The sequence below is a fragment of the Vogesella sp. LIG4 genome, assembly GCF_900090205.1.
Taxonomy (GTDB): domain Bacteria; phylum Pseudomonadota; class Gammaproteobacteria; order Burkholderiales; family Chromobacteriaceae; genus Vogesella.
On record NZ_LT607802.1, the window covers coordinates 2,329,066 to 2,353,798 of the forward strand.

Annotated in this window: 22 protein-coding genes and 1 tRNA gene; 22 read left to right on the top strand and 1 reads right to left on the bottom strand. The window is 62.6% G+C overall.

The window, feature by feature from the left end; translation table 11 throughout:
* Positions 1–529 precede the first annotated feature (529 nt).
* The 4 genes from PSELUDRAFT_RS10965 (at position 530) to zapE (ending at position 5,357) form a co-directional block, all read left to right on the top strand.
* Positions 530–1,636 carry a hypothetical protein gene (locus PSELUDRAFT_RS10965; protein ID WP_088966879.1) on the top strand — a complete coding sequence of 369 codons (1,107 nt, stop codon included), beginning with the start codon at positions 530–532 and terminating at the stop codon, positions 1,634–1,636.
* A gap of 125 nt (positions 1,637–1,761) precedes the next feature.
* The gene (gene glyA, locus PSELUDRAFT_RS10970; RefSeq protein ID WP_088966880.1) at positions 1,762–3,006 is read left to right on the top strand and encodes a serine hydroxymethyltransferase; all 1,245 of its coding nucleotides are present in this window, start codon (positions 1,762–1,764) and stop codon (positions 3,004–3,006) included.
* Positions 3,007–3,257: 251 nt separating this feature from the next.
* Complete coding sequence (cysM, locus tag PSELUDRAFT_RS10975; RefSeq protein WP_088966881.1) at positions 3,258–4,154, top strand: cysteine synthase CysM; 897 nt, start codon at positions 3,258–3,260, stop codon at positions 4,152–4,154.
* Between the two features lie 45 nt (positions 4,155–4,199).
* Positions 4,200–5,357: a cell division protein ZapE gene (zapE, locus tag PSELUDRAFT_RS10980; RefSeq protein ID WP_088966882.1), complete on the top strand. Its 1,158-nt coding sequence runs from the start codon at positions 4,200–4,202 to the stop codon at positions 5,355–5,357.
* 78 nt (positions 5,358–5,435) lie between these two features.
* On the opposite strand, the gene PSELUDRAFT_RS10985 is transcribed toward zapE, so the two are convergent.
* Positions 5,436–6,302: an SPOR domain-containing protein gene (locus PSELUDRAFT_RS10985; protein ID WP_088966883.1), complete on the bottom strand. Its 867-nt coding sequence runs from the start codon at positions 6,300–6,302 to the stop codon at positions 5,436–5,438.
* Positions 6,303–6,433: 131 nt separating this feature from the next.
* Between PSELUDRAFT_RS10985 and ndk the strand changes: the two genes are divergently transcribed.
* The 18 genes from ndk to PSELUDRAFT_RS11075 all read left to right on the top strand — a co-directional run bounded on the left by ndk (position 6,434) and on the right by PSELUDRAFT_RS11075 (position 24,469).
* Positions 6,434–6,859: a nucleoside-diphosphate kinase gene (ndk, locus tag PSELUDRAFT_RS10990; protein ID WP_088966884.1), complete on the top strand. Its 426-nt coding sequence runs from the start codon at positions 6,434–6,436 to the stop codon at positions 6,857–6,859.
* Between the two features lie 49 nt (positions 6,860–6,908).
* The gene (gene rlmN, locus PSELUDRAFT_RS10995; protein ID WP_088966885.1) at positions 6,909–8,000 is read left to right on the top strand and encodes a 23S rRNA (adenine(2503)-C(2))-methyltransferase RlmN; all 1,092 of its coding nucleotides are present in this window, start codon (positions 6,909–6,911) and stop codon (positions 7,998–8,000) included.
* Positions 8,000–8,743, top strand: coding sequence for a type IV pilus biogenesis/stability protein PilW (pilW, locus tag PSELUDRAFT_RS11000; RefSeq protein WP_088966886.1), 744 nt, complete (start codon positions 8,000–8,002; stop codon positions 8,741–8,743). The genes rlmN and pilW overlap by 1 nt, the downstream gene beginning before the upstream one ends.
* A gap of 7 nt (positions 8,744–8,750) precedes the next feature.
* Positions 8,751–9,617 carry a RodZ domain-containing protein gene (locus tag PSELUDRAFT_RS11005; RefSeq protein ID WP_088966887.1) on the top strand — a complete coding sequence of 289 codons (867 nt, stop codon included), beginning with the start codon at positions 8,751–8,753 and terminating at the stop codon, positions 9,615–9,617.
* Positions 9,618–9,625: 8 nt separating this feature from the next.
* Complete coding sequence (gene ispG, locus PSELUDRAFT_RS11010; protein ID WP_088966888.1) at positions 9,626–10,900, top strand: flavodoxin-dependent (E)-4-hydroxy-3-methylbut-2-enyl-diphosphate synthase; 1,275 nt, start codon at positions 9,626–9,628, stop codon at positions 10,898–10,900.
* Positions 10,901–10,942: 42 nt separating this feature from the next.
* The gene (hisS, locus tag PSELUDRAFT_RS11015; RefSeq protein WP_088966889.1) at positions 10,943–12,217 is read left to right on the top strand and encodes a histidine--tRNA ligase; all 1,275 of its coding nucleotides are present in this window, start codon (positions 10,943–10,945) and stop codon (positions 12,215–12,217) included.
* An 11-nt stretch (positions 12,218–12,228) separates the two neighbouring features.
* Positions 12,229–12,858, top strand: a complete 630-nt coding sequence (locus PSELUDRAFT_RS11020) for a tetratricopeptide repeat protein (protein WP_088966890.1) — start codon at positions 12,229–12,231, stop codon at positions 12,856–12,858.
* 1 nt (position 12,859) lies between these two features.
* The gene (gene bamB / locus PSELUDRAFT_RS11025) at positions 12,860–13,999 is read left to right on the top strand and encodes an outer membrane protein assembly factor BamB (RefSeq protein ID WP_157725095.1); all 1,140 of its coding nucleotides are present in this window, start codon (positions 12,860–12,862) and stop codon (positions 13,997–13,999) included.
* A 10-nt stretch (positions 14,000–14,009) separates the two neighbouring features.
* Positions 14,010–15,374, top strand: a complete 1,365-nt coding sequence (gene der / locus PSELUDRAFT_RS11030; RefSeq protein ID WP_088966892.1) for a ribosome biogenesis GTPase Der — start codon at positions 14,010–14,012, stop codon at positions 15,372–15,374.
* Positions 15,375–15,463: 89 nt separating this feature from the next.
* A complete protein-coding gene (gene hfq / locus PSELUDRAFT_RS11035; RefSeq protein WP_088966893.1) occupies positions 15,464–15,721 on the top strand; it encodes an RNA chaperone Hfq in 258 nt (85 codons plus the stop codon).
* Positions 15,722–15,791: 70 nt separating this feature from the next.
* Positions 15,792–16,943, top strand: a complete 1,152-nt coding sequence (gene hflX, locus PSELUDRAFT_RS11040) for a ribosome rescue GTPase HflX (RefSeq protein ID WP_088966894.1) — start codon at positions 15,792–15,794, stop codon at positions 16,941–16,943.
* Complete coding sequence (hflK, locus tag PSELUDRAFT_RS11045; RefSeq protein ID WP_088966895.1) at positions 16,909–18,087, top strand: FtsH protease activity modulator HflK; 1,179 nt, start codon at positions 16,909–16,911, stop codon at positions 18,085–18,087. Before hflX ends, hflK begins: the two co-directional genes overlap by 35 nt.
* 21 nt (positions 18,088–18,108) lie before the next feature.
* Positions 18,109–18,975 (top strand): protease modulator HflC, encoded by an 867-nt coding sequence (gene hflC / locus PSELUDRAFT_RS11050; RefSeq protein ID WP_369800046.1) that lies wholly within the window; start codon positions 18,109–18,111, stop codon positions 18,973–18,975.
* A 104-nt stretch (positions 18,976–19,079) separates the two neighbouring features.
* Positions 19,080–20,231 carry an ATP phosphoribosyltransferase regulatory subunit gene (locus PSELUDRAFT_RS11055; RefSeq protein ID WP_088966897.1) on the top strand — a complete coding sequence of 384 codons (1,152 nt, stop codon included), beginning with the start codon at positions 19,080–19,082 and terminating at the stop codon, positions 20,229–20,231.
* Between the two features lie 31 nt (positions 20,232–20,262).
* Positions 20,263–21,558, top strand: a complete 1,296-nt coding sequence (locus tag PSELUDRAFT_RS11060) for an adenylosuccinate synthase (RefSeq protein ID WP_088966898.1) — start codon at positions 20,263–20,265, stop codon at positions 21,556–21,558.
* 657 nt (positions 21,559–22,215) lie between these two features.
* Complete coding sequence (locus PSELUDRAFT_RS11065) at positions 22,216–22,401, top strand: hypothetical protein (RefSeq protein WP_088966899.1); 186 nt, start codon at positions 22,216–22,218, stop codon at positions 22,399–22,401.
* A 73-nt stretch (positions 22,402–22,474) separates the two neighbouring features.
* A tRNA-Met gene (locus PSELUDRAFT_RS11070) sits at positions 22,475–22,551 on the top strand.
* 574 nt (positions 22,552–23,125) lie between these two features.
* Positions 23,126–24,469 (top strand): MFS transporter, encoded by a 1,344-nt coding sequence (locus PSELUDRAFT_RS11075; RefSeq protein ID WP_197693852.1) that lies wholly within the window; start codon positions 23,126–23,128, stop codon positions 24,467–24,469.
* Positions 24,470–24,733: the final 264 nt, after the last annotated feature.

Genomic DNA, 24,733 nt, shown 5'->3' on the forward strand with positions numbered 1-24,733 from the left:
CAATGCGGGTTCGGCTTTCTTTTTTGTTCGTTTTGGAAAATATCTTTGCGAAAGCGAATAATGCCATGTCATGGTGCATGGCATATGCGGCTGCGCAATATCGGTGCATGCGTGCCATGGCAGCAGCAGCGGCTGGCGACATCGGCTGAATGTATCGTGCAGGGGGAGGTGTGATGCAGGCAGCTAAGTGCTTGATATGGCAGCTTTGCCGGAAAGCGGGCAAAAAAAATGCGCGGGGTTTTATGCCCGCGCCAAGTCTACAAAGGAGAAATAGAGGAGAAACTATCAAGAAGCAATTGCTGCATCTCAACAAGGCCGGATTATCCCGATCTTGGTGCAGTGTGTCAATGTATACAATTTGCAAAAGCGCAAAAAACATAACATTTCGTCGCGCAATGAACACAAATTTGTTTGAAAGCGAAAATCGAGCGCTTGCTTGTGGGGCAAAACGGGCGGTTTGCCTCCCGTCCGCGGGCAAGCTGTGCGACAATGGCACCTTTGCCGCAGCTAATAGCCGTTTGATCCTGCCATGAGCGATTTCACCCCGGTTTTGCCCGATCCGCGTCAGTATCCCGAGTCTTCCCCTTCCAATATGCTGATTCATCACGCCGAAGCGATTGCCAAGGCGGTGACTGAAGAAGACCGCGAGCTGTGGCGCGCCAATCTGCGTGCGCGGCTTATCGAATTGCTGGAGCGCGAAGAGCTGCTGTCGCTGTCGGTGGCGCTGGCCATGGTGACTTCGCAGCAGATCTATCAGATCCTGTGGGATGCGCTGCGCGATGCCGCCGAGCGCCCGGATACCGGCCGCCATGCGGTAGTCTTCGCCGTGCCGGTGGTACTGGTGATCGGCAGCAAGAGCAAGGTAACGCTGCCGGAGCGCATTGCCGATGTGGATGGCCTGAACGCCATCTTCCGCGAGCACGGCCTGTTTGCGCCGGGGGCCGAGGTGTTCCTGTCCGGCAAGCTGCTGCACCCGGATTCGGTGGTCGAGATTTCCTCCGCCCAGATTCACCGTTATACCCGCCAGCTGGCCGACGCCGCGCGCGGCCTGCCACTGGAGCTGCCGGCAGCAGCCATTACCGCCAAGGACGAAGGCGTGTTCCTGCGCTACCTGCTGGGCGTGGCGCTGCGCGAAGACGGCGCCGAGCCGCCAGTGAAGCTGGGTGGCAGCGTGGGCGCCTGGGGTGTGCCGCTGATGAAGTTCCTCGGCGAAGAGCTGAAAACCGACGGCGTGACGCTGTTCCCGATTCCGCGCCCACCGATGCCGCTGATGCAGGCTATCGTTGCGGCCAACCAGGCACGGCTGGAAGTGGCGCTGCAGGTGTTCGCCAGCACGCAGATCCGCAAGCTGCGCGATCAGGGCGAAGAGCCGGTGGCCATCGTCTCCGCGCACGACAACGGCGAGCTGCACTTCACCATCTCTGCTGCCGGTAATGAAAAAGACTGGGGCGGCTTCGTATGGCCGCTGGCGGCGCAGGATGTGGTAGCGCAGATCGAAACCAGTTTCCGCATGCTGATGGCGGAGTGCCAGTTGAGCGATGTACGCGTGGTGCCGCAGCTGCAGCCGGAGCAACAGAACGGCATTCCGCTGTTCTTTACCGCCGACGACTGGCCGGTACAGCGCACGCTGCAGTAAGTATTTGAAATGGCAAACCATAAGATGAAACGTATTCATGCTTGGTTTGCCATTTGTTCATTTCGGGCCAGTGCCGGAATGCAGTAAAATTTCCCGATCCAAAACCCTTTGATGGAAAGTCAACGATGTTTGCTGATATCAAAATCGCCCAGTACGACCCGGAACTTGCCGCCGCCATCGCCGGCGAGGTGCAGCGCCAGGAAGATCACATCGAGCTGATCGCTTCCGAAAACTACACCAGCCGTGCCGTGATGGAAGCCCAGGGCTCCCAGCTGACCAACAAGTACGCCGAAGGCTACCCGGGCAAGCGTTTCTACGGTGGTTGCGAATACGTTGACGTGGTGGAGCAGCTGGCCATCGACCGCGTGAAGCAACTGTTCGGCGCCGAATACGCCAACGTGCAGCCGCACTCCGGCTCGCAGGCCAACCAGGCGGTGTACTTCTCCATCCTGAAGCCGGGCGACACCATCATGGGCATGAACCTGGGCCACGGTGGTCACCTGACCCACGGCTCCCCGGCCAACCTGTCCGGCAAGATGTTCAACATCGTGGCCTACGGTCTGAACGACAAGGAAGAAATCGACTACGACGACATGGAGCGCGTAGCAATGGAAACCAAGCCGAAGCTGATTATCGGCGGCGCTTCCGCCTTCGCTCTGCGCTTCGACTTCGAGCGCATGGGCCAGATCGCCAAGAAATGTGGCGCCTACTTCATGGTGGACATGGCGCACTACGCCGGTCTGGTTGCTGCCGGCCTGTACCCGAACCCGGTGCCGCACGCCGACTTTGTGACCTCCACCACCCACAAGACCCTGCGTGGTCCGCGTGGCGGCATCATCCTGGCCAAGGCTGAATTCGAAAAGTCGCTGAACAGCAACGTGTTCCCGACCCTGCAGGGCGGCCCGCTGATGCACGTGATCGCCGCCAAGGCGGTAGCGTTCAAGGAAGCGCTGACTCCGGAATTCAAGGAATACCAGGCTCAGGTCATCAAGAACGCCGACGTAATGGCGCGCACCCTGGCCGAGCGCGGTCTGCGCATCGTGTCCGGCCGCACCGAAAGCCACGTGTTCCTGGTTGACCTGCGTGCCAAGGGCCTCACCGGCAAGGCCGCTGACGCCGCACTGGGCAAGGCGCACATCACCGTGAACAAGAACGCCATCCCGAACGACCCGGAAAGCCCGTTCGTGACTTCCGGCATCCGTATCGGCTCCCCGGCCATCACCACCCGCGGCTTCAAGGAAGCAGAAGCCTGCATCGTGGCCAACCTGGTAGCCGACGTGCTGGACAACCCGAACGACGAAGCCGTGCTGGCGCGCGTGGCCAAAGAGGCTACCGAGCTGTGCCACCGCTTCCCGGTGTACCAGAAGTAAGTCGTTTCAAACGACAGAAAAAGCGGCCCGCGTGGCCGCTTTTTTATTGCCATGGGGCGCGGGCAGGGGTGTGGCGACTGTTGGAACAATCATCCGGTTATATTGAAGTGCTGCAAAATTCCAAAGCCTGCTTTTTGTCTAATATTCTGATTTGAAAGATGAAAATTGGTTTTAGCCGAAATCAAGGTTGGCCGCAGTGCGGAACAGCTAGGCGCAAGCCGGTATAATGCGCGGCATCAAGGAGATGCGTGATGAGCCTGCCCCAATTCAAGTACCTGGAAGATTTTGTCGGCAACACCCCGCTGGTGCGCCTCAAGCGCATGGCCGGCAACAGCAGCAATGTGCTGCTGGTGAAGCTGGAAGGCAACAACCCGGCCGGTTCGGTGAAGGACAGGCCGGCGCTGTCGATGATCCTGCGCGCCGAGGAGCGCGGCGAGATCAAGCCGGGCGATACCCTGATCGAGCCCACCAGTGGCAATACCGGCATCGCGCTGGCCATGGCCGCCACCATGATGGGTTACAAGATGATCCTGCTGATGCCGGAAGGCTCCAGCCAGGAGCGGGTGGACACCATGCGCGCCTATGGCGCCGAGGTGATCCTGACGCCCAAGGAGTTGTCCATGCCGGGTGCCATCGACGAAGCGCGCCGCATGGAGGCTGCCGGGGTTGGCCGCATCCTCGACCAGTTCGGCAACCCGGACAATCCGCGCTCGCACATCGAGGGCACCGGCCCGGAAATCTGGCGCGATACCGCTGGCACGGTGACGCACTTTGTCTCCAGCATGGGCACTACCGGCACCATCATGGGCACCAGTACCTTCCTCAAGCAGCAGAATCCGGCGATCCGCATCATTGGCGTGCAGCCGCAGTCGGGCAGCCAGATCCCCGGCATCCGCAAGTGGGAAGACGAATACCTGCCCAAGATCTGCGACTTCTCGCGCATCGACCAGCTGGAGCTGGTGGATCAGCATACCGCCGAGGAAACCGCTCGCCGCCTGGCGCGCGAGGAGGGTATTCTGGCCGGCCCGTCGTCCGGCGGTGCGCTGGCGGTGGCACTGCGTCTTAACGAACAGTTGCAGAACGCGGTGATTGTCTCCATTGTGTGCGACCGCGGTGACCGCTACCTCTCCACCGGTCTGTTTTCCTGAAGCCATCTGGCCGCATCATGCGGCCAGCCCTGATGTACAGAAGCCATGTCCCAACACGTTTTTTCGCCGCCCGATGACGGCTCGCTCAGCCCCCGTTCCTGGTACCAGGCTGCCAGCGAGCAGCCGGGCTTCATTCATGACGCTGCGCAGGCGGCCGCCATCGAGCGGCTGGATGAGCTGTGGGAAGCGCTGGTGGACTTCAAGGACCGCCGCAACCGTTTCCTGGGGCGCAGTCTGCGCAAACCGGTAGTGCCGCGTGGTTTGTACCTGTGGGGCGGGGTGGGGCGCGGCAAGAGCTTCCTGATGGATGCCTTCTATAGCTGCGTCGGTTATCGCCGCAAGCGGCGGGTGCATTTTCACCACTTCATGGCCGAGATTCACAAGCAGCTGCGCACGCTGTCCAGCGAGGCCGACCCGCTGAAGACGGTGGCCGAGCGCATCGCCCGCGATGTGCGCCTGCTGTGCTTCGACGAATTCCACGTCAGCGACATTGCCGATGCCATGATCCTGGGGCGGCTGTTCACCGCGCTGTTCGAGCATGGCGTGATCTGCGTGATGACTTCCAACTACCCGCCGGAAGGCCTGTACCCGAACGGGCTGATGCGCAGCAACTTCCTGCCGACCATCGCCTTGCTGCAGGCCAATCTGGAGGTGATTAATGTCGATGGCGGCAACGACTACCGGCTGCGCGAGCTGACGCGCGAGCCACTGTTCCTGGTGCCGGCGGGCGGCGACGCCACGGCGCGCATGGAGGTGATGTTCGGTCGCCTGGCCGGTGCCGCCGCCGAGTTGCCGCACGTGCTGGAGGTGCTGGGGCGCGAGATCCCGCTCAAGCGCCATGTGCCGGGTGTGGCCTGGTTCGATTTTCGCGCCATCTGCGACGGCCCGCGCGCGCAGACTGACTACCTGGAAATCGCCAGCGTGTATCACACCGTGTTCGTGTCGGATATTCCGCGGCTGGAAGCGCGTGACGCGTCCATTGCCCGCCGGCTGACCTGGCTGGTGGACGTGTTCTACGATCATCGCGTCAAGCTGGTGGCGTCCAGTGCGGTGGCGGCGGAGGATATCTATACCGATGGCCTGCAGGCCAGCGAGTTTTTCCGCACTGCCAGCCGGCTCACCGAAATGCAGTCGCAAAGCTATCTGCAACTGCCGCACCTGGTGGATAACTTCAAGATCGGCGAAGGCGTGGTGGAAACCTGATTGCCGTGTTGTCCGGGGCAAAAGCACAAGGCCGCAGCAAGCTGCGGCCTTGTTGTTGCTGCGAGTGGCGCGTGTCGGTCAGTGCGTGCCGATGGGCACCAGCAGTGGCTGGTAGCCCAGCTCGCGCAAGCGCTGCATCGCTTCCTCGGCTTCTGCCTTGGTGCGGAAGGGGCCGAGCTGCACCCGGGTTTCGGTGCGTGCGGCCAGGCCGTGTTTCTTGAGGGCGGCAACCAGTTTTTCGGCATTGACCGGGCTGGCGAACAGCCCCAGCTGCACCTGGTAGCCCAGCGACATGCTGCCGCTCTTGGCGGTCGGCAGGGTGGGCATGACGCGCGGCGCCGCCTCGGCGGGTTCCGCCTTGCTGTTGGCGGCAGGCGGCGGGGCCGGGGTTTCTGCGGCGGCCTGTGCTTCCGGTGCCGGGCTGGCAGCCTTGCGCATGGCTAGCGGCGTAGGTGCCGGGGCGGGTTTGCTGCTTGCCGGCGCTGCGGTAGTGGCTGCCGCCGCTGGCGCGGGATGCGGTACCGGCGGTTTGCCGGCAGGCGGCGGGTTGAGTGCCGCCGCCGGTGTGCCCGGGGCCGGGGTTGCCGGCAGCGGGCTGCCGGGTGCCGGTGTTGCCGGGCCCTGGTTTTCGGTGACGGGCTTGCTTTCCGGTGGGGTAGCTGCCGGTGCGCTGGATGCGGCGCCGCTGCTTTCCGGCACCTGGGCAATGACCAGTGCCGGCGCCGAGCTTTCTTCCTTGTTGACGATGCGGCCGGAGCTGCCGGCGGGGCTGCTGCTGGTGGCGGCGGGCTTGCTGCCGCCGCTGAAGGATTCCAGGACCGGGATGGCGGCCAGGGCCACGGCGACCAGGCCGCCGGCGATGGCGAGGCGCTTGCGCATTTCCGGTGTCAGGCCGGTGGCCGGCAGATCGTTCTGGCGATGTGGTTGTTGTTGTGTTGGTTTCATCGTCTCGAATTCAGTGCAGCAAGGGCTGGCGATCACTGGTAAGATACCGGGTTCCTCAAAATTGGGTGACCCGCAGGCTCATTATGAGCTTGTCAAGTGTAACCATTTCGCTTGTAAACAGGGAGATTTATATGGCTATCGAACGTACTCTGTCCATCATCAAACCGGACGCTGTTGCCAAGAACGTAATCGGCAAAATCTACGACCGCTTCGAGTCTGCTGGCCTGAAGGTTGTGGCTGCCAAGCTGAAGCAACTGTCCCGCGCCGAAGCCGAAGGCTTCTACGCAGTACACAAAGAGCGTCCTTTCTTCAACGACCTGGTGAGCTTCATGATCTCCGGCCCGGTAATGATCCAGGCACTGGAAGGTGAGAACGCCGTACTGAAGAACCGCGAACTGATGGGTGCCACCGATCCGAAGAAAGCCGAGGCTGGTACCATTCGCGCCGACTTCGCCGATTCCATCGACGCCAACGCCGTACACGGTTCCGACAGCCTGGAAAACGCTGCTATCGAAGTAGCCTACTTCTTCGCTGCTACCGAAATCGCTGCACGCTAAGCTGTATCCGGCGGCCGCCACTGGCGGCCGCCATTATTTGAGTATTGCCATGAAGACCAACCTGCTCGACTTCAACCTGCCCCAGCTCACCGAACACTTTGCCGCCATGGGCGAGAAGCCGTTCCGTGCCAAGCAGATCATGCGCTGGATGCACCAGATGGGCGAAGCCGATTTCGATGCCATGACCGATATCGCCAAGGGGCTGCGTGCCAAGCTGCACGATACCGCCATCGTGGGCGTGCCGGACCTGATGGTATCGCAGGAGTCGGAAGATGGTACCCGCAAGTGGCTGCTGGACGTGGGCACCGGCAACGGTGTCGAGACCGTGTTCATCCCCGAGGATGATCGCGGCACCTTGTGCATATCATCTCAGGTCGGCTGTGCGCTGGAGTGCACCTTCTGCTCCACCGGCCGCCAGGGTTTCAACCGCAACCTCAGCACCGCCGAGATCATCGGCCAGCTGTGGTGGGCCAACAAGGCCATGGGCGTTACGCCGCGCAACGAGCGCGTCATCTCCAACGTGGTGATGATGGGCATGGGCGAGCCGCTGGCCAACTTCGACAACGTGGTATCGGCCCTGCAGATCATGCTGGACGACCACGGCTACGGCCTGAGCCGTCGCCGTGTGACGGTATCCACCTCCGGCATGGTGCCGCAGATGGACCGCCTCAGGGAGGCGTGCCCGGTGGCGCTGGCGGTGAGCCTGCATGCCTCCAACGACCGCATCCGCGACGAAATCGTGCCGCTGAACAAGAAGTACCCGCTCAAGGAGCTGATGGCTGCCTGCCAGCGCTACCTGGTGAAGGCGCCGCGCGATTTCATTACCTTCGAATACGTGATGCTTGACGGGGTCAACGACAGACCGGAACATGCGCGTGAACTTATCGCACTGGTACGTGACGTACCGTGCAAGTTCAACCTGATTCCGTTCAACCCGTTCCCGAATTCCGGATACGATCGCTCCAGCAACAATGCCATCCGCGCTTTCCGCGAGATTCTGCAGGAAGCCGGATTCGTGGTGACCGTGCGCAAGACCCGTGGCGACGATATCGACGCGGCTTGCGGCCAACTTGCCGGCCAGGTGCAGGACAAGACCCGGCGCCAGGAAAAGTGGATACGTATCAACGAGGAAAGGACCTGATGCTCAAGACACGCGTTGTTGCCCTGTTGCTGGTCAGCCTGCTTGCGGCTGTACCGGGCGTTGCCTCCGCTGCCACGCCGCGCGAACTGGCGCAGACGCGTGCCTTGCTTGCCATCGAGTACATGAAGTTCGGCAATATGCGTGTTGCCATGCAGAACGCCGACCAGGCCATCGCCACCGACCCCGGGTTTCAGCCGGGCTACCTTGCCCGTGCACTGATCCTGATGCAGCTGGGTGTGGACAAGGATGCCGACCAGGCCTTCCAGCAAGCTCTGCGTATCGACAACCGCAACCCCGAGGTCAACAACAACTACGGCTACTTCCTGTGTGCCCGTGGTCGTTACGACGAAGCGCTGCAGCGCTTCGACCAGGCGCTGGCCGACCCTTTCTTTGATACCCCGCAAAGCGCCATGGTGAACAAGGCGCTGTGCCTGGAGCGCATGAAGCGCGTGGAGGACGCCAACCAGCTGCTGCTGGCGGCGCTGCGCCGCGCGCCGAACGACCCGACAGCCCTGCGCGAGCTCACCCGCATGGCGCTGGATCGCAACAATGTCGACATGGCAGACTTCTACTTCCAGCGCATTGGCAGCGAGCAGCGACAGAATGGTGCGCCGGAGCTATGGCTGGGGGTGCGCATTGCCAGGCTAAGGCATGATGCGGCCACGGCCGAGCATCTTGCCGACCTGCTCAAGAAGCGTTTTCCGGATAGCCCTGAAACCCTACAGCTTTTAAGTGGAAACTGAAGACAGCATGCAGCCTCAGGATTCGACTCTCTCTCCAGCCCAACAGATTGGCCAGCAACTGCGAGCGGCGCGCGAGGCCCGCGGCCTCAGCCTGCTGGACGTGATTGACCGCCTCAAACTGTCGCCGCGGCAACTGGATGCCATCGAAGCCGGCGATTTCGATCGCCTGCCAGGTGCCACATTCGTGCGCGGCTTCGTGCGCAACTATGCCCGTTTCCTGGAGCTGGACAGCGGCGCGCTGATGTCGCTGCTGGATGCCCAGTACCCGCAGGTAAAGGTGGAGCCGGCTCCGGTAGCCGGGCAGGAGGCCGCCGAGGCGCCCCGCCGTGAAGCCCGTGGCGGCAAGGTGTGGCTGTGGTTGCTGCCGCTGATTGCCGCCGGTGGCGTGGTTGCCTGGCTGCAAGGCTCGCAGAGTCGCAGCAGTGGCGAACCGCAGCCGGTAGCGCTTGAGGTTGCCGCCAGCAGCGCGCCTGCAGCGTCGGCAGCGCAAGCCGCTCCTGCTCCCGCTCCAGCCGTGCCGGCTCCGGCCAGCGCGCCGGCTGTCAGCGTGGCCAGCCAGCCTGTTGCCGCACCGGCTCCGGCTGCCAAGCCCGCGCCAGCCGCTACTCCGGCCGCTTCCGCACCTGCCGTAGCCGGTGGCAAGACGGTGCACCTGACTTCCAGCGGCGAATCCTGGGTCAGCGTGACCGATGCCAAGGGCAAGCGCCTGATCTACGGCCTGCTGCCGGCCGGCAGCGACAAGCAGGTTTCCGGCGAACCGCCGTTCAAGGTCACCATCGGCAATGCCACCCAGGTCGAACTGGCCTATGAAGGCTCGGCCGTGGACCTGAAGAGCAAGACACGCGGCACGACGGCCAAACTCGAACTGAACTGAAGCAAGTGATGGAAGCAACGATCAAACGTCGCGCAACGCACCAGGTTGCCATCGGCCATGTGATGGTCGGTTCCGAGCACCCGGTGATGGTGCAGTCGATGACCAATACCGACACCGCCGATGCCGCTGCCACCGCGCAGCAGGTATACGAGCTGGCGCAGGCCGGCTCCGAGGTGGTGCGCATTACCGTGAATAGCCCGGAAGCGGCGGCCAGGGTGGCGGAGATCCGCCAGCGCCTGGACGACATGGGCAGCAATGTGCCGCTGGTGGGCGATTTCCACTTCAACGGCGAGCGTCTGCTGAAGGAGTTTCCGGACTGCGCACGCGCACTGGCGAAATACCGCATCAACCCGGGTAACGTCGGCAAGGGCGCCAAGGGCGACGAAAAATTCGCCTACATGATCCGCACCGCCATCGAGTACGACAAGGCCGTGCGTATCGGCGTGAACTGGGGCAGCCTGGATCAGGCGCTGCTGGCGCGCATGCTGGACGCCAACAACCGTGCGGCCAACCCCAAGCCGCTGGAAGTGGTGATGCGCGAGGCGCTGATCGTCTCTGCGCTGGAATCCGCCGACAAGGCCATGGAATTGGGCCTGGCGGCCGGCCGCATCCTGCTGTCCTGCAAGGTCAGCAATGTGCAGGACCTGATCACCGTCTACCGCGACCTGGGCAGCCGCTGCCAGTTTCCGTTGCACCTGGGCCTGACCGAGGCCGGCATGGGCAGCAAGGGCATCGTTGCCTCCAGCGCCGCGCTGGCGGTGCTGCTGCAGGAAGGCATCGGCGACACCATCCGCATCTCGCTGACCCCGCAGCCGGGCGAGGCGCGCACCAAGGAAGTGGTGGTGGCGCAGGAACTGCTGCAGACCATGGGTCTGCGCTCGTTCACCCCGCTGGTTACCGCCTGCCCCGGCTGTGGCCGCACCACCAGCACTTTCTTCCAGGAACTGGCCGACAGCATCCAGCTGTACCTGCGCGAGCAGATGCCGGTATGGCGCCTGCAGTACCCGGGTGTGGAAGACATGAAAGTGGCGGTGATGGGCTGCGTGGTGAACGGCCCTGGCGAGTCCAAGCTGGCCGACATCGGCATCAGCCTGCCGGGTACCGGCGAAGTGCCGGTGGCGCCGGTATACGTGGACGGGCAGAAGGACGTGACCCTGAAGGGCGACAATATCGCTGCCGAGTTCAAGGCCATCGTCGACCACTACGTGCACAGCCGCTACGGCGAGGGCGGCGCCAAGCGCCGTGAGCAGGCGAGCCGCACCATCCCGATCAAGTCGCTGTAACGGCGGCCAAAGTAAAGAATCTGACTGTTTCCGGAACACACAATGGCACAAAAAATACAAGCGATTCGCGGCATGAACGACGTGCTGCCCGCCGAGTCGCACCAGTGGGAATTTTTCGAAAACGTGCTGCGCGGCTGGCTGCATGACTATGGCTACCAGAACATCCGCACTCCCATCGTGGAAAGCACGCCGCTGTTCGTGCGTTCCATCGGTGAAGTGACCGACATCGTCGAAAAGGAAATGTACTCCTTTAACGACAGCCTGAACGGCGACCCGCTGACCCTGCGCCCGGAATGCACCGCCGGTACCCTGCGCGCGGTGGTGGAGCACAACCTGCTGTACAACACTACGCAGAAGCTGTGGTACATGGGCCCGATGTTCCGTCACGAGCGCCCGCAGAAAGGCCGCTACCGCCAGTTCCACCAGGTGGGCGTGGAAGCGCTGGGCATGCCGGGGCCGGACATCGATGCCGAGATCATCGCCATGACCGCCGAACTGTGGCGTCGTCTGGGCCTGGCCGGCAATGTGCGCCTGGAAATCAACACCCTGGGCAACAAGCAGGAGCGCGCCGCGCACCGCGAAGCGCTGATCAAGCACCTGGAAGCCCACGTCGACATCCTGGACGAAGACGGCAAGCGCCGCCTGTACACCAACCCGCTGCGCGTGCTGGATACCAAGAACCCGGCGCTGCAGGAAATGGCCAATGCCGCACCGCGGCTGATCGACTACCTGGGCGAGGAATCGCGCCAGCACTACGAGAACTGGAAGGCGCTGATTACCGCGCTGGACATCGAGTACGTGGAAAACCCGCGCCTGGTGCGCGGCCTCGACTACTACAACCAGTCGGTATTCGAGTGGGTAACCACCGACCTGGGCTCGCAGGGCACCGTGTGTGCCGGTGGCCGCTACGACGGTCTGATCGAGCAGCTGGGCGGCAAGCCGGCACCGGGCATCGGCTTTGGCATGGGCATGGAGCGCGTGCTGCTGCTGCTGGCCGAAAAGGGCCGCCTGCCGGAGCGTCGCAGCGTGGACGTATTCATCGTCAATCAGGGCGCGGGTGCTACCGCCTACGCCATGCAGCTGGCACAGCAACTGCGCCAGGGCGGTATGAGCGTGGTGCAGCACATGGGCGATGCCAGCTTCAAGTCGCAAATGAAAAAGGCCGATGGCAGCGGTGCCCTGGTGGCGCTGATCATCGGTGAGAACGAAGTGAGCACCGGCCAGGTAGTGGTGAAACCGCTGCGCGCCGAGCTGGAGCAGCAAACCGTGAGCGCCGCCGAACTGGTCGCCACGATTGCCCGCTTCAAGGCTGAATAAGGGGGAAGGCCATGGCCTACGATTTGCAGGAACAGGAACAGATAGATTCGCTGAAGCTCTTCTGGACCCAGTGGGGCAAGCTGATCGGCGGCGCCGTGCTGGCGGTGTCGGTGGGCTTTCTCGGCTTCAAGGGCTGGCAGTACTACCAGCGCACGCAGGCGGAGGCCGCCGCGGTGGTCTACAGCCAGCTGCAGGATCAGCTGCAGGCAGGCAAGCTGGACGACGTCAAGGCCACGGTGGAACTGCTGGAGCGTGATTATCGTTCGTCGCAGCTTGCGGCCAACGCTGCCATGCTGGCCGCCAAGCTGGCGTTCGAACGCAACGACGCCGGCTTTGCCCGCGCCCAGCTGAAGTGGGTGCTGGCGCAGTCGAACGACGAGACATTGCAGGCCGTGGCACATCTGCGCCTGGCTTCCGTGCTGCTGGACGACAAACAATTCGATGCCGCGCTGGCTGAACTCGGCTCGCCGCATCCTGCCGCCTTCGACAGCCTGTTCCTTGATCTGAAGGGGGACGTGCTGGTGGCGCGCGGCGACAACAACGGGGCGCGTGAAAGCTACAAGGCAGCCCTGGCCAAAGCGGCGCTGGATGCTCCGGCCCGCGACTTCATCCAGACCAAGCTGGACTCCGTGGGGAACTGACATGAAACGTTACTTGCTTGCAACTGCGATTGCCCTGCCGCTGCTGTCCGGCTGCGCCTCCTGGTTCAACGGCGAAGATGCCAACCAGCCCACGCCGCTGGCCGCGATCAAGCAGCAACAGGCCATCCGCGTGAAATGGCAGGTGTCGGTGCCGGCGGTGAAGGACGGCATCTTCACGCCGTTCTACGACGCGGGCACGCTGTGGCTGGCCAATGAAGACGGTCGTGTGCAGGCGGTGGATGCCCTCAGCGGCAACACCGTGGCACGGCTGGAGCTCAAGCATGAACTGAGCGCCGGCCCGGCCGCCGCCGATGGCGTGCTGTACGTTGGCACCAAGACCGGCGAACTGCTGGCGCTGGATGCCAAGAGCGGCAAGGAACTGTGGAAACAAAACCTGACCAGCACCCTGGCCGAGCCGCCGCAACTGGCAGGCAAGATGCTGCTGGTACGTGCCGGCGACGGCCGCCTGAGCGCCTTCGAGCGTGCCAGCGGCCGCCAGCTGTGGACGCAGTGGCAGCCGATGCCGGCGCTGACGGTACGTGCTACCTCGCCGCAGATCAAGGCCGAAGGCGATGACGTGCTGATCGCCGGCGAAACCGGCGGCAAAGTGTCGGTATACGCGGTGGACCAGGGTCGCCAGCTGTGGCAGGCCGCGGTAGCCAACCCGCGTGGCGCCAGCGAGCTGGAGCGCGTTACCGACGTGGTGAGCCAGCCGGTATTCGATGGCCGTCGTGTTTGCGCGGTGGCCTTCCAGGGCCGTACCGCCTGCTTTGAGGCGCGTGGCGGCCAGCTGGCCTGGGCGCGTGAAGTGGGCAGCAGCCGCGGCCTGTCGCTGGACGACAGCGCGGTCTACGTCACCGCTGACGATGGCGCGATCTGGGCATTCGACATTGAGTCCGGTCGCAACCTGTGGAAGCAGAATGGCTTCCGCTATCGCAATGTCACTGCACCGGTGAAGCTGGGCAACCAGCTGCTGGTGCTGGATGGCGAAGGCTATGCACACCTGCTTTCGCCTGTTGATGGACGCATGGTTGGCCGCAGCCGCGTTGATGTCAGCGGTACCATGAGCCGTCCGCTGGTACTGGGCGACATCGCCTACGTGTACGGTAAAAACGGCACGCTGGCTGCACTGACCCTCTAAGCTGTAAAAGATGAAACCAACTATTGCCCTGGTGGGCCGCCCCAATGTGGGCAAATCAACCCTGTTCAACCGGCTGACCCGCTCGCGCGACGCGCTGGTGGCGGACCAGCCGGGCCTGACCCGCGACCGTCACTACGGTCACGGCCGTGTCGGCAGCAAACCGTACCTGGTAGTGGATACCGGCGGCTTCGAGCCGGTGGTGGACGAGGGCATCCTGTTCGAAATGGCCAAGCAGACGCTGCAGGCCGTGGACGAGGCCGATGCCATCGTGTTCCTGGTGGATGGCCGTACCGGCATCACCCCGCAGGACAAGATCATTGCCAACCGCCTGCGTCAGGCCAAACAGCCGGTAATCCTGGCGGTGAACAAGGCCGAAGGCGTCAGCCACGCCATGGCTGCCGCCGAATTCCATGAGCTGGCGCTGGGCGATCCGTACGCCATTTCCGCCTCGCATGGCGACGGTGTGCGCGAACTGGTGGAAATGGTGCTGGAAAACTTCCCGGATGCCGAGGAAGAGGACAAGAGCCATCACCCGAAATTCGCCATCATCGGCCGCCCCAATGTAGGCAAGTCCACGCTGGTGAACGCCATCCTGGGCGAAGAGCGGGTCATCGCCTTCGACCAGGCCGGTACCACGCGCGACAGCATCTATATTGATTTCGAGCGCGAAGGCCGCAAATACACCATTATCGATACCGCTGGCGTGCGCCGTCGCGGCAAGGTCAACGAAGCCATCGAGAAATTCTCGGTGATCAAGACCATGCAGGCGATCGAGGATGCCAACGTGGCGGTGCTGGTGCTGGATTCACAGCTGGATATTTCCGAGCAGGATGCCACCATCGCCGGTTTCGCACTGGAAGCCGGCCGTGCACTGGTGGTAGCGGTAAATAAATGGGAAGACCTGGAACTTCAGCAGAAAGACACCATCAAGCGAGATATCCTGCGCAAACTGGGTTTTCTGGATTTTGCCAAGTTCCACTACATTTCGGCGCTGCAGGGGCGTGGCGTGGGCGATCTGTTCAAGTCCATCGACGCGGCCTACAAGGCGGCAATGAGCAAACTGCCGACGCCCAAGCTCACCCGCATCCTGCAGGTGGCGACCGAGCGTCAGCAACCGCCGCGTGCCGGTACGGTACGGCCGAAATTGCGTTACGCGCATCAGGGCGGCATGAATCCGCCGATTATCGTGATTCACGGTAACGCGCTGGATCGGGTACCGGAAAGCTATACCCGTTATCTGGAAGGCATGTTCCGCAAGGCCTTCCATTTGCAGGGAACCCCGCTTCGCGTGCAGTATAAGTCTAGTGATAACCCGTTTGAGGTCGAAACCACAGGTGGCAAGCCAGGTTTGATGCGCCACAAGGGCCTCAAATAGTCGGCTGGAATTTTTTATGCTACAAAGACTGCTAGTACCAGCCCACTAGAACTGAATTACAAAAACTCTTTAGAAATCGGAGCATTAAAATGAGCGCCAAAGGGCAAATGTTACAAGACCCGTTTCTGAACATCCTGCGCAAGGAACACGTGCCGGTATCCATCTACCTGGTAAACGGTATCAAGCTGCAAGGGCAGATCGAGTCCTTTGACCAGTATGTCGTCCTGCTGAAAAACACCGTGACCCAGATGGTTTACAAGCATGCCATCTCCACAGTGGTACCGGCCCGCCCGGTAAGCATCCCGCACGAGCACCACGCTGCCAAGCCGGAAACCCAGGACGCCTGATCCCGCACCATCTCGGGGGCTGGTCGATCACTCTGATCGACCAGCCCCCATTTCTTGAAAGTCTCCCCGAGTGTTTGACCGCCCCGACCTAGGTGACCAGGCTGTCCTGGTCTGTCTGGATTTCGGCGAAGCCGACTACGAAGACGGCGTTGCCGAGTGTGTGGAATTGGTGAAGGGTGCCGGCGTGGGCATCAGCGGCATCGTGCGCGGCAAGCGCCAGCGCCCGGATGCCGCCTTGTACGCCGGCAAGGGTAAGGTGGAAGAGATTGCCGCCATGGTGCGCGCCACCGGCGCCAACGTGGTGATCTTCAACCACGATCTCAAGGCCATCCAGGAACGCAACCTGGAGCGCGAAATGCAGTGCCGGGTGGTGGATCGCGTCAGCCTGATCCTCGATATCTTCGCCCAGCGCGCGCGCAGCCACGAAGGCAAGCTGCAGGTGGAGTTGGCGCAGCTGTCGCACATGGCCACCCGCCTGGTACGCGGCTGGACTCACCTGGAGCGGCAGAAGGGCGGTATCGGCCTGCGTGGCCCGGGTGAAACGCAGCTGGAAACCGACCGCCGCCTGCTGGGCATCCGCGTCAAGGCGCTGAAAGAGCGCCTCGCCACGGTGCAGAAGCAGCGCAAGACCCAGCGCAAGGGGCGCGAGCGCTCCGGCGTGGCGTCGGTATCGATCGTCGGCTACACCAACGCCGGCAAGTCCACGCTGTTCAATGCGCTGACCAAGGCCAATATCTATGCGGCCAACCAGCTGTTCGCCACGCTGGATACCACCAGCCGCCGCTTGTATATCAACCAGGATGTCTCCATCGTACTGTCGGATACCGTGGGTTTTATCCGCGATTTGCCGCACTCGCTGGTAGCGGCGTTCCGCGCCACACTGGAAGAGACCATCTCCGCCGACCTGCTGCTGCATGTGGTGGACTCCGCCAGCGATACCCGCGATCGCCAGATCGAAGAAGTGAACAAGGTGCTGCAGGAAATCGGCGCCGACGACATTCCGCAACTGCTGGTGTGGAACAAGACCGACTTGCGCGAGCTGCCGCCGGAAATCATCCGCGACGAATATGGCGTGATCGCCGGCGTGCGGGTATCGGCGCTGACCGGCGCCGGGCTGGAACTCCTGCGGGAGGCGATTGCCGAACGCGTCTCCTCACCAATCGCTTCGCACTCTCAAGAAGATAGCTATGGCACAGAATGGCAACAACCGGGGGCCGAATGATGGCCCGCCGGATCTGGACGAAGTCTTCCGCCAGCTGAACGACAAGCTGTCACGTCTGCTGGGCGGCAAGCCGCGTCAGCCGCAGCCGCCTTCCGGCGGTGGCGGCGGCCCGCGCCTGGGCGGCGGCATGCGCTTTGGCGCCGCCGGCCTGCTGATGGTGCTGGGTGGCCTGTGGCTGGCCAGCGGTTTCTACGTGGTGGATGCCCGCGAAGAGGGCGTGGTGCTGCGGCTGGGAAGCTACCACCGTACCAGTGACTCCGGCTTGCAGTGGCATGCGCCGTGGCCATTCGAAGAGGTGGAGATCGTCAACCTGACGCAACTGCGCAGCGTGGAGATCGGCTACCGCAGCAATGCCAAGAACCGGGTGCCGGAAGAGTCGCTGATGCTGACGCAGGATCAGAACATCATCGACGTGCAGCTATCGGTGCAGTACGACGTGAAGGACGCCCGCGACTTCCTGTTCAACAACCTGGCGCTGGAAGACGATGCGCAGGACGTGGTGAAGCAGGCGGCGGAAACCGCCATCCGCGAAGTGGTTGGCCGCAGCAAGGTGGATTTCGTGCTCAACGAGGGCCGTGGCCAGGTGGCGGCGGAAACGCAGGCCAGCATGCAGCAGATACTGGACCACTACCATCTGGGCGTGCGCGTGGCCAAGGTCAACATCAACGATGTGCAGCCGCCGGAAGCGGTGATCGCCGCCTTCGACGATGCGGTGAAAGCCGGGCAGGACAAGGAAAAGCTGCGCAATGACGGCCTGGCCTACGCCAACGACGTGGTGCCCAAGGCACAGGGCCTGGCGGCGCGCCTGTTGCAGGAGGCCGAAGGCTACAAGCAGAAGGTGGTGTCCACCGCCGAAGGCGATGCCTCCCGTTTCCAGAGCGTGCTGACCGAATACAGCAAGGCGCCCAAGGTGATGCGCGACCGTCTGTACCTGGACATGATGCAGCAGGTGCTGAGCAACAGCAGCAAGGTATATGTGGACCAGAAGTCCGGCAGCAACCTGCTGTACCTGCCGCTGGACAAGCTGATGCAGCAGGCCGGCGCCGACAAACCGGCCACCGCCGTTACCGTGCCGCAGGCCGATACCCCCGCCACCCAGGCACCCAAGACGCACGCCGACCGCGATGTGACGCGCGGCCGCTGAGAGGACAAGCAGATGGAACGCATGTTTCCCGTGATTATCGCCATCGCCGCCGGGCTGCTGTTGGCCGCAGGCTCGCTGTTCACCGTTGACCAGCGCCAGTACGCCATGGTGTTCCAGTTTGGCGAGGTGGTGAGCGTCATCAAGGCGCCGGGCATTCACTTCAAGCTGCCGCTGATGCAGAACGTGCGCTTTTTCGATCGCCGTATCCAGACCATCGACCCGGAGGCGCCGGAGCTGTTCAACACCCGCGAGAAGAAGAACGTGCTGGTGGACAGCTTCGTCAAATGGCGCGTAGTGGACGTGGAGCGCTTCTACAAGAGCGTGGGTGGCAATGACACCGTGGCGGTGCAACGGCTGCGCCAGACCATCAACGACGGTCTGCGCGCCGAATTCGGCAAGAAAACCGTGGCCGACGTGATTTCCGGCAAGCGCGACGAAGTGATGGAAGTGGTGCGCAAGCGTGCCGACAATGAAGCGCAGAAGATAGGCGTGGCCATTCTGGACGTGCGTCTGAAGCGGGTGGACTTTCCGGAAAAGATCAGTGATTCGGTGTACGAGCGCATGAACTCCGAACGCCGTACCGTGGCCAACCAGCTGCGCAGCGAAGGCTCTGCCGAGGCCGAGCGCATCCGTGCCGATGCCGACCGGCAGAAGGAAGTGATCCTGGCCGAAGCCTACGCCAAGGCGCAGCAGCTCAAGGGCGAGGGCGATGCCAAAGCGGCCGCCATCTACGCGCAGGCTTACGGCAAGAATCCGGAGTTCTACGCCTTCTGGCGCAGCATGGAAGCCTACAAGCAGAGCTTCCGCAACAAGAGCGACGTGCTGGTGCTGGACCCGAGTTCGGATTTCTTCAAGTATTTCAAGCGTGCGCAACCCGGTTCACACTGATACAATTTGCAGCTGAAAAATCAGGCACGCAGATCGCCCATGACTGTGGTGCCGCATAACAAGGCGGGATCCTGAATCCCGCCTTTTCTTGTGTGTAAGGCAAAATGCGCAACTGGCTGTTACCCGAACATATCGCCGACATCCTGCCGGCAACCGCCCGCCAGGTGGAAACCGCCAAGGCGGCGATGCTGGAGCTGTTCCGCGTGTCCGGCTACGAACTCGTACTGCCGCCGCTGGTGGAGTACATCGATGCCCTGGTGTCCGACGACGACGCCACGCTGGATCTGAAAACCTACAAGCTGGACGACCATCTGTCCGGCCGCCAGCTCGGCCTGCGAGCCGACATCACGCCGCAGGTGGCGCGTATCGATGCCCATCTGCTGTCTTCGCGTACCGGTGTTACCCGCCTGTGCTACGCCGGTAGCGTGGTGCATGCGCGCCCCAGCGGGCTGATGAGCTCGCGCGAGCCGCTGCAGGTTGGTGCCGAACTCTACGGCTACGCCGGCATCGAGGCCGACGTGGAAATCATCGGCCTGATGCTGGATGCGCTGGGCCAGGTGGGCGTGTCCCAGCTGCGCCTGGACGTGGGACATATCGGCATCTTCCGCGGCCTGGCAGCTGCCGCCGCCCTGGCTGTCGAGGTACGCCAGGAGCTGTTCAGCGCGCTGCAGGCCAAGGACGTGGCCACCGCTGCCGAACTGGTGGCCGGCGTGGCCGAACCGTATCGCAGTGCCTTCCTGGCACTGCCGGAGCTGTACGGCCCGGCCAGCGTGCTGGAAAAAGCACGCAACCGCCTGCCGTCGCTACCCGAGATTGAACTGGCGCTGATGCAGCTGTCCGCCATTGCCGCCGCCGTGGGCGACCGCGTGCAGGTGAGCTTCGACCTGGCCGAGCTGCGCGGCGACGCCTACCACACCGGCCTGATGTTCGCCGCCTACGCGCCGGGCTGGTCCGAAGCGCTGGCGCGCGGTGGCCGCTACGACAACGTTGGCCGCCGCTTCGGCCGTGCCCGCCCGGCTACCGGCTTCAGCCTGGATCTGCGCGACCTGGTGCGCATCCTGCCGCAGCGCGACAGTGCGCAAGGCATCAAGTTGGCCGCACGCCTGCTGCCGCAGGCTACCGCCAAGGTGGCCGAACTGCGCGCCGCCGGCGAACGCGTGATCATCGATTACCTGGGCGAATCTGCCGCAGCACTCAATTGCGACCGCGAACTGCAATGCGTCGCCGGCGAGTGGCAGCTGGTCCCTTTCAAATAATTTGAACTTGAAACAGAAGAGGTTTTTTCCCATGTCCAAGAATGTCGTGGTGATCGGTACCCAATGGGGTGACGAAGGCAAGGGCAAGATTGTTGACTGGCTGACCGACCACGCGCGCGCTGTTGTGCGCTTCCAGGGTGGCCACAACGCTGGCCACACCCTGTGGGTGAACGGCAAGAAAACCGTGCTGCGCCTGGTACCGTCCGGCATCCTGCGCGAAGGCGTGGAGTGTTTCATCGGTAACGGCGTGGTGCTGTCGCCGGAAGCGCTGCTGAAGGAGATCGACGAGCTGGAAGCCGCCGGCGTCAACGCCTCGGCACGCCTGAAGATTGCCGAAGGCTGCCCGCTGATCCTGCCGTACCACGTGGCCCTGGACCAGGCGCGCGAAGCCGCACTGGGCGCCGGCAAGATCGGCACCACCGGCCGCGGCATCGGCCCCTGCTACGAAGACAAGGTGGCTCGTCGCGCACTGAAAGTGATCGACCTGTTCAACCCGGAACGCTTCGCCGCCAAGCTGAAGGAAAACGTAGACTACTACAACTTCCTGCTGACCAATCTGCTCAAGGCCGAGCCGGTAAGCTACGACACCATCCTGGCCGACACCATGAAGCAGGCCGAGCGCATCAAGCCGATGGTGGCCGACGTATCCCGCACCCTGTACGACATGGACAAGGCTGGCACCCCGATCCTGTTCGAAGGCGCACAGGGCACCCTGCTGGACATCGACCACGGCACCTACCCGTTCGTGACCTCGTCCAACTGCGTGGCCGGTGCTGCCGCACCGGGCGCTGGCGTTCCGCCGCAGATGCTCAACTACGTGCTGGGCATCGTTAAGGGCTACTGCACCCGCGTGGGTTCCGGCCCGTTCCCGACCGAGCAGGACAACGACGTTGGCGCCTTCCTGGCCAAGCACGGCAACGAGTTCGGTTCCGTTACCGGCCGCCCGCGCCGCTGTGGCTGGTTCGATGCCGCCGCACTGAAGCGCTCGATCCAGATCAACGGCGTATCCGGCCTGTGCGTGATGAAGCTGGACGTGATGGACGGCCTGGAAGAGATCAACCTGTGTACCGGCTACATGCTGGATGGCAAGCTGGTCGACATCCTGCCGTTCGGTTCCGATGCCGTGACCAAGTGCGAGCCGGTGTACGAAACCCTGCCGGGCTGGACCGACTCCACCGTGGGCGCCAAGCGCTGGGAAGACCTGCCGGCCAACGCCCAGGCCTACCTGAAGCGCATCGAGGAAGTGTGCGGCGCACCGGTAGACATCGTGTCCACCGGCCCGGATCGCGAAGAAACCATCGTGCTGCGTCACCCGTTCGGCCTGTAAGCCAACGGTTGCGTTGCCAGCCTTCAGGCACCGTCTGTGACGGTGCCTGAGAATGACAAAGCCCTTTCGCATTGCGAAGGGGCTTTGTCTTGTAAGCGGGAAGGCAGCCGATTCAGTGGGTGGCAGGCGTGGCCCGGCTTTGCCGGGCCTGGTAAAGCGTAAACGTAGTACATGGCTTGCAGCCTGGGCTCCGTCTGTGACGGTGCCTGAGAATGACAAAGCCCCTTCGCATTGCGAAGGGGCTTTGTCTTGTAAACGGGAAGGCAGCCGATTCAGTGGCTGGCAGGAGCGGCCCGGCCTTGCCGGGTCCGGTAAAGCGTATATGAAGTACATGGCTTGCAGCCTGGCACCGTCATTGACGGTGCCTTTTTGTTGTCGCCAAGGTTGGCCGCAAGCTTGCGGCCAACCTTGGCTCTTGTCGGGCGGCACCCCTGGTAGGGCCGGCTGTGGCTTTAGTTGGGTGCTGTCATTGCGGCGTCACATGCTGGGGCTAAGCTGCATTGATAGCTGGCCATATGTGTAGACATTACGCCGCCTGGTGCGGAACTCAGTGAAACTACGTATGGTCAATCCAATCGGAATCGCGTAATTTGTAAATACAAACTATCATTCCTAGCACAATCTGCATAACAAGAATGACAATGAAAGGAAAATATCATGCAAATCAATCAACTGCTGCCCGGCCATAAAATCCTGGAAACCACCGAAAAAGGTGAAGTGCTGCGTTTCGAAGTGGTCAATGTGCGTGCCATCGGCCGCCGCTACGAAGTGACCATGCGTACCCCTGCCGGTGTGGAAAGCGTGCTCTATCCGGCCAACGCCTATGTACAGACCGCCGCCTGAAACGGCTGCGAATATTTTTAATAGAAAACGCTTGACCAAAAAACTGTGGCTGGGTATTATTGTTCCTCTCTGACGCGGGGTGGAGCAGTCTGGTAGCTCGTCGGGCTCATAACCCGAAGGTCGTAGGTTCGAATCCTGCCCCCGCAACCAAATTCATCAAGCACTTAGGCCAATCTTTCGAGATTGGCCTTTTGCTTTTCCGGCATTGTGTAAGCGCTATGCAAGCGGATTTACACCACTTCCTTCCTCCCTGATCAACGCGCCGTTGCTTGATCGTCCTCTCTTTGTCTTCCTTTGCCCGCATTGCGTCGCTGTTATAACGGCTTGGGCTACTTGTCTCTGTCCGGCCCATCCGCTTTGTCGGTTATCTTGCTGCTTCCGTGTTGCTTGCTCATGTGCCCACCTGCATAGGTCTTGCAACGCTGTCGGGACGCTCCTTGTCTGATGTCGCTCCACGGAACGGGGCATGTGAGGTGGGGGTAACGCTCTTTGGCGAGCAGCGGCTCCAGTTGACGGCTGAATCCAGTAAGGTGCGCTGGCCGTTTGCGTGCCTGCTGTACGCGAGGTGGGGCCAGAGCTGAATGGTGGCTGGACAAATGTTTAATTTTGAATGATTTAAATATAAATTGTTTGCGGGTAGATTTTGTGCCGCCGTCATGGCGGTGGCACGGCTGCCTGCCTCCTGCCAGCGCTGACGGAGTACACCGACATCTGGAGGAGAAACATGAGTCATCGCACAAGTGGTGTCGTTGCCGGCGGGGCAATGGCCGATGCCGGCCAGGTCGCCGGCAGTATTCCGGGGGCCGTTACCCGGCGGGTGATCGCCATCTGCCTGTTTACCATCCTGGCCGAGGGCTACGATGTAGGGATTTACGGCGTTGTGCTGCCGGCGCTGATCGAGGAGCACGCCTGGGGGCTGTCGCCGCTGCAGATGGGGGTGCTTGGCAGTTATGCCCTGTTCGGCATGCTGCTGGGCGCCATGCTGGTGGGGACGATCAGCGACATCATTGGCCGCAAGAAGATATTGCTGGCCTGTCTGGGGCTGTTTTCCATCACCATGGCGCTGGCCGCGGTGGCGTCCACCGCGGAGCAATTCGCGCTGTACCGCTTTATCGGCGGCCTGGGCTTGGGCGGTCTGATCCCCACCGCGTCGGCGCTCACCATCGAATATTCTCCGGTGCGCCGGCGCTCGTTCAACTACGCGGTGATGTTCTCCGGCTATGCGCTGGGCGGGGTGGTGGTGGCACTGCTGTCGCTGTCGCTGCTGGGCAGCCATGGCTGGCGCATTCTGTTCATGCTGGGGGCGCTGCCGTTGTTCGCAGTGCCGTTCATCGCGCTGTGGCTGCCGGAGTCGGTGGATTTCCTGCGCAGCAAACAGCGTCACCAGGAGGCCGATGCACTGGCAAGCCGGTTGGGCATCGTGCAGGGCGCAAGCAATGCCACGCCGCCGGTGGCGCAGGCGCGCAGTGGCGTGCTGGCGGCGGTTGGCCTGCTGTTCAGCCGCCAGAACCTGCGTGCCACGCTGTTGTTCTGGGTGGCCTATTTCATGGGTTTGCTGCTGGTGTACGGGCTGAATACCTGGCTGCCGCAGCTGATGCGCAAGGCCGGCTACCCGCTGGGTTCTAGCCTGGCGCTGATGCTGGCGCTCAACCTCACCGCCGTGGTGGGGGCGTTGATCGCCGGTGCGGCGGCGGACCGCTGGGGCTCGCAGCGGGTAATCGTGGTGTCCTACCTGTTGGCCGCACTCAGCGTGGGCTTGCTCAGCCTGCAGCCGGACGTGGTGCTGCTGTACGCGTTGGTGGGTGTGGCCGGCTTCGGCTCCATTTCCACCACCCTGATCATGAGCGCCTATATTTCCAAGTATTTCCCCGCCAATGCCCGTGCCACGGCGCTGGGCTGGGCGCTGGGTTTCGGCCGGCTGGGAGCGATTGCCGGGCCGGTACTCGGGGGCTTTCTGCTGGGCAGCGGTACCAGCCTGAGTATCTGCTTCTATGTGTTTGCGCTGGCCGGCGTGCTGGCAGCGCTGGCGGTATTCCTGATTCCCGCGCGGGCGGAAGACCAGACCTGAGCCTGTATTGCCTAAACGACAAGGCCGCAATCAGCGATTGCGGTCTTGTCGTTTATTGCCGGCAGGCATCGCGGGCGGCGACGTGGGCATGGAGCGAGGAGTTCGCGCGCACGTTTCCGCTGGTCGCACTGGATCGCGCGGTATGTGGAGGACGGTGGCGTGATGACCTCGGCCGGCAACACATGTATGGATTGTATTGCCGAGCTGACCGGTTTCGGTTCCACGCTGTCGTTTCGTCAGTAGTTCCAGTGTGCCTTTTCCATT

Excerpts from the sequence above, each read along its gene's own strand:
- PSELUDRAFT_RS11055 (WP_088966897.1), top strand. The coding sequence starts at position 19,080 with ATGCGCAACTGGCTGTTACCCGAACATATCGCCGACATCCTGCCGGCA.
- hflC (WP_369800046.1), top strand. The coding sequence starts at position 18,109 with ATGTTTCCCGTGATTATCGCCATCGCCGCCGGGCTGCTGTTGGCCGCA.
- pilW (WP_088966886.1), top strand. The coding sequence starts at position 8,000 with ATGCTCAAGACACGCGTTGTTGCCCTGTTGCTGGTCAGCCTGCTTGCG.
- hisS (WP_088966889.1), top strand. The coding sequence starts at position 10,943 with ATGGCACAAAAAATACAAGCGATTCGCGGCATGAACGACGTGCTGCCC.
- hflK (WP_088966895.1), top strand. The coding sequence starts at position 16,909 with ATGGCACAGAATGGCAACAACCGGGGGCCGAATGATGGCCCGCCGGAT.
- PSELUDRAFT_RS10965 (WP_088966879.1), top strand. The coding sequence starts at position 530 with ATGAGCGATTTCACCCCGGTTTTGCCCGATCCGCGTCAGTATCCCGAG.
- bamB (WP_157725095.1), top strand. The coding sequence starts at position 12,860 with ATGAAACGTTACTTGCTTGCAACTGCGATTGCCCTGCCGCTGCTGTCC.
- zapE (WP_088966882.1), top strand. The coding sequence starts at position 4,200 with ATGTCCCAACACGTTTTTTCGCCGCCCGATGACGGCTCGCTCAGCCCC.
- PSELUDRAFT_RS11060 (WP_088966898.1), top strand. The coding sequence starts at position 20,263 with ATGTCCAAGAATGTCGTGGTGATCGGTACCCAATGGGGTGACGAAGGC.
- cysM (WP_088966881.1), top strand. The coding sequence starts at position 3,258 with ATGAGCCTGCCCCAATTCAAGTACCTGGAAGATTTTGTCGGCAACACC.
- PSELUDRAFT_RS11005 (WP_088966887.1), top strand. The coding sequence starts at position 8,751 with ATGCAGCCTCAGGATTCGACTCTCTCTCCAGCCCAACAGATTGGCCAG.
- glyA (WP_088966880.1), top strand. The coding sequence starts at position 1,762 with ATGTTTGCTGATATCAAAATCGCCCAGTACGACCCGGAACTTGCCGCC.
- ndk (WP_088966884.1), top strand. The coding sequence starts at position 6,434 with ATGGCTATCGAACGTACTCTGTCCATCATCAAACCGGACGCTGTTGCC.
- PSELUDRAFT_RS11065 (WP_088966899.1), top strand. The coding sequence starts at position 22,216 with ATGCAAATCAATCAACTGCTGCCCGGCCATAAAATCCTGGAAACCACC.
- rlmN (WP_088966885.1), top strand. The coding sequence starts at position 6,909 with ATGAAGACCAACCTGCTCGACTTCAACCTGCCCCAGCTCACCGAACAC.
- der (WP_088966892.1), top strand. The coding sequence starts at position 14,010 with ATGAAACCAACTATTGCCCTGGTGGGCCGCCCCAATGTGGGCAAATCA.
- PSELUDRAFT_RS11075 (WP_197693852.1), top strand. The coding sequence starts at position 23,126 with ATGAGTCATCGCACAAGTGGTGTCGTTGCCGGCGGGGCAATGGCCGAT.
- ispG (WP_088966888.1), top strand. The coding sequence starts at position 9,626 with ATGGAAGCAACGATCAAACGTCGCGCAACGCACCAGGTTGCCATCGGC.
- hfq (WP_088966893.1), top strand. The coding sequence starts at position 15,464 with ATGAGCGCCAAAGGGCAAATGTTACAAGACCCGTTTCTGAACATCCTG.
- PSELUDRAFT_RS11020 (WP_088966890.1), top strand. The coding sequence starts at position 12,229 with ATGGCCTACGATTTGCAGGAACAGGAACAGATAGATTCGCTGAAGCTC.
- PSELUDRAFT_RS10985 (WP_088966883.1), bottom strand. The coding sequence starts at position 6,302 with ATGAAACCAACACAACAACAACCACATCGCCAGAACGATCTGCCGGCC.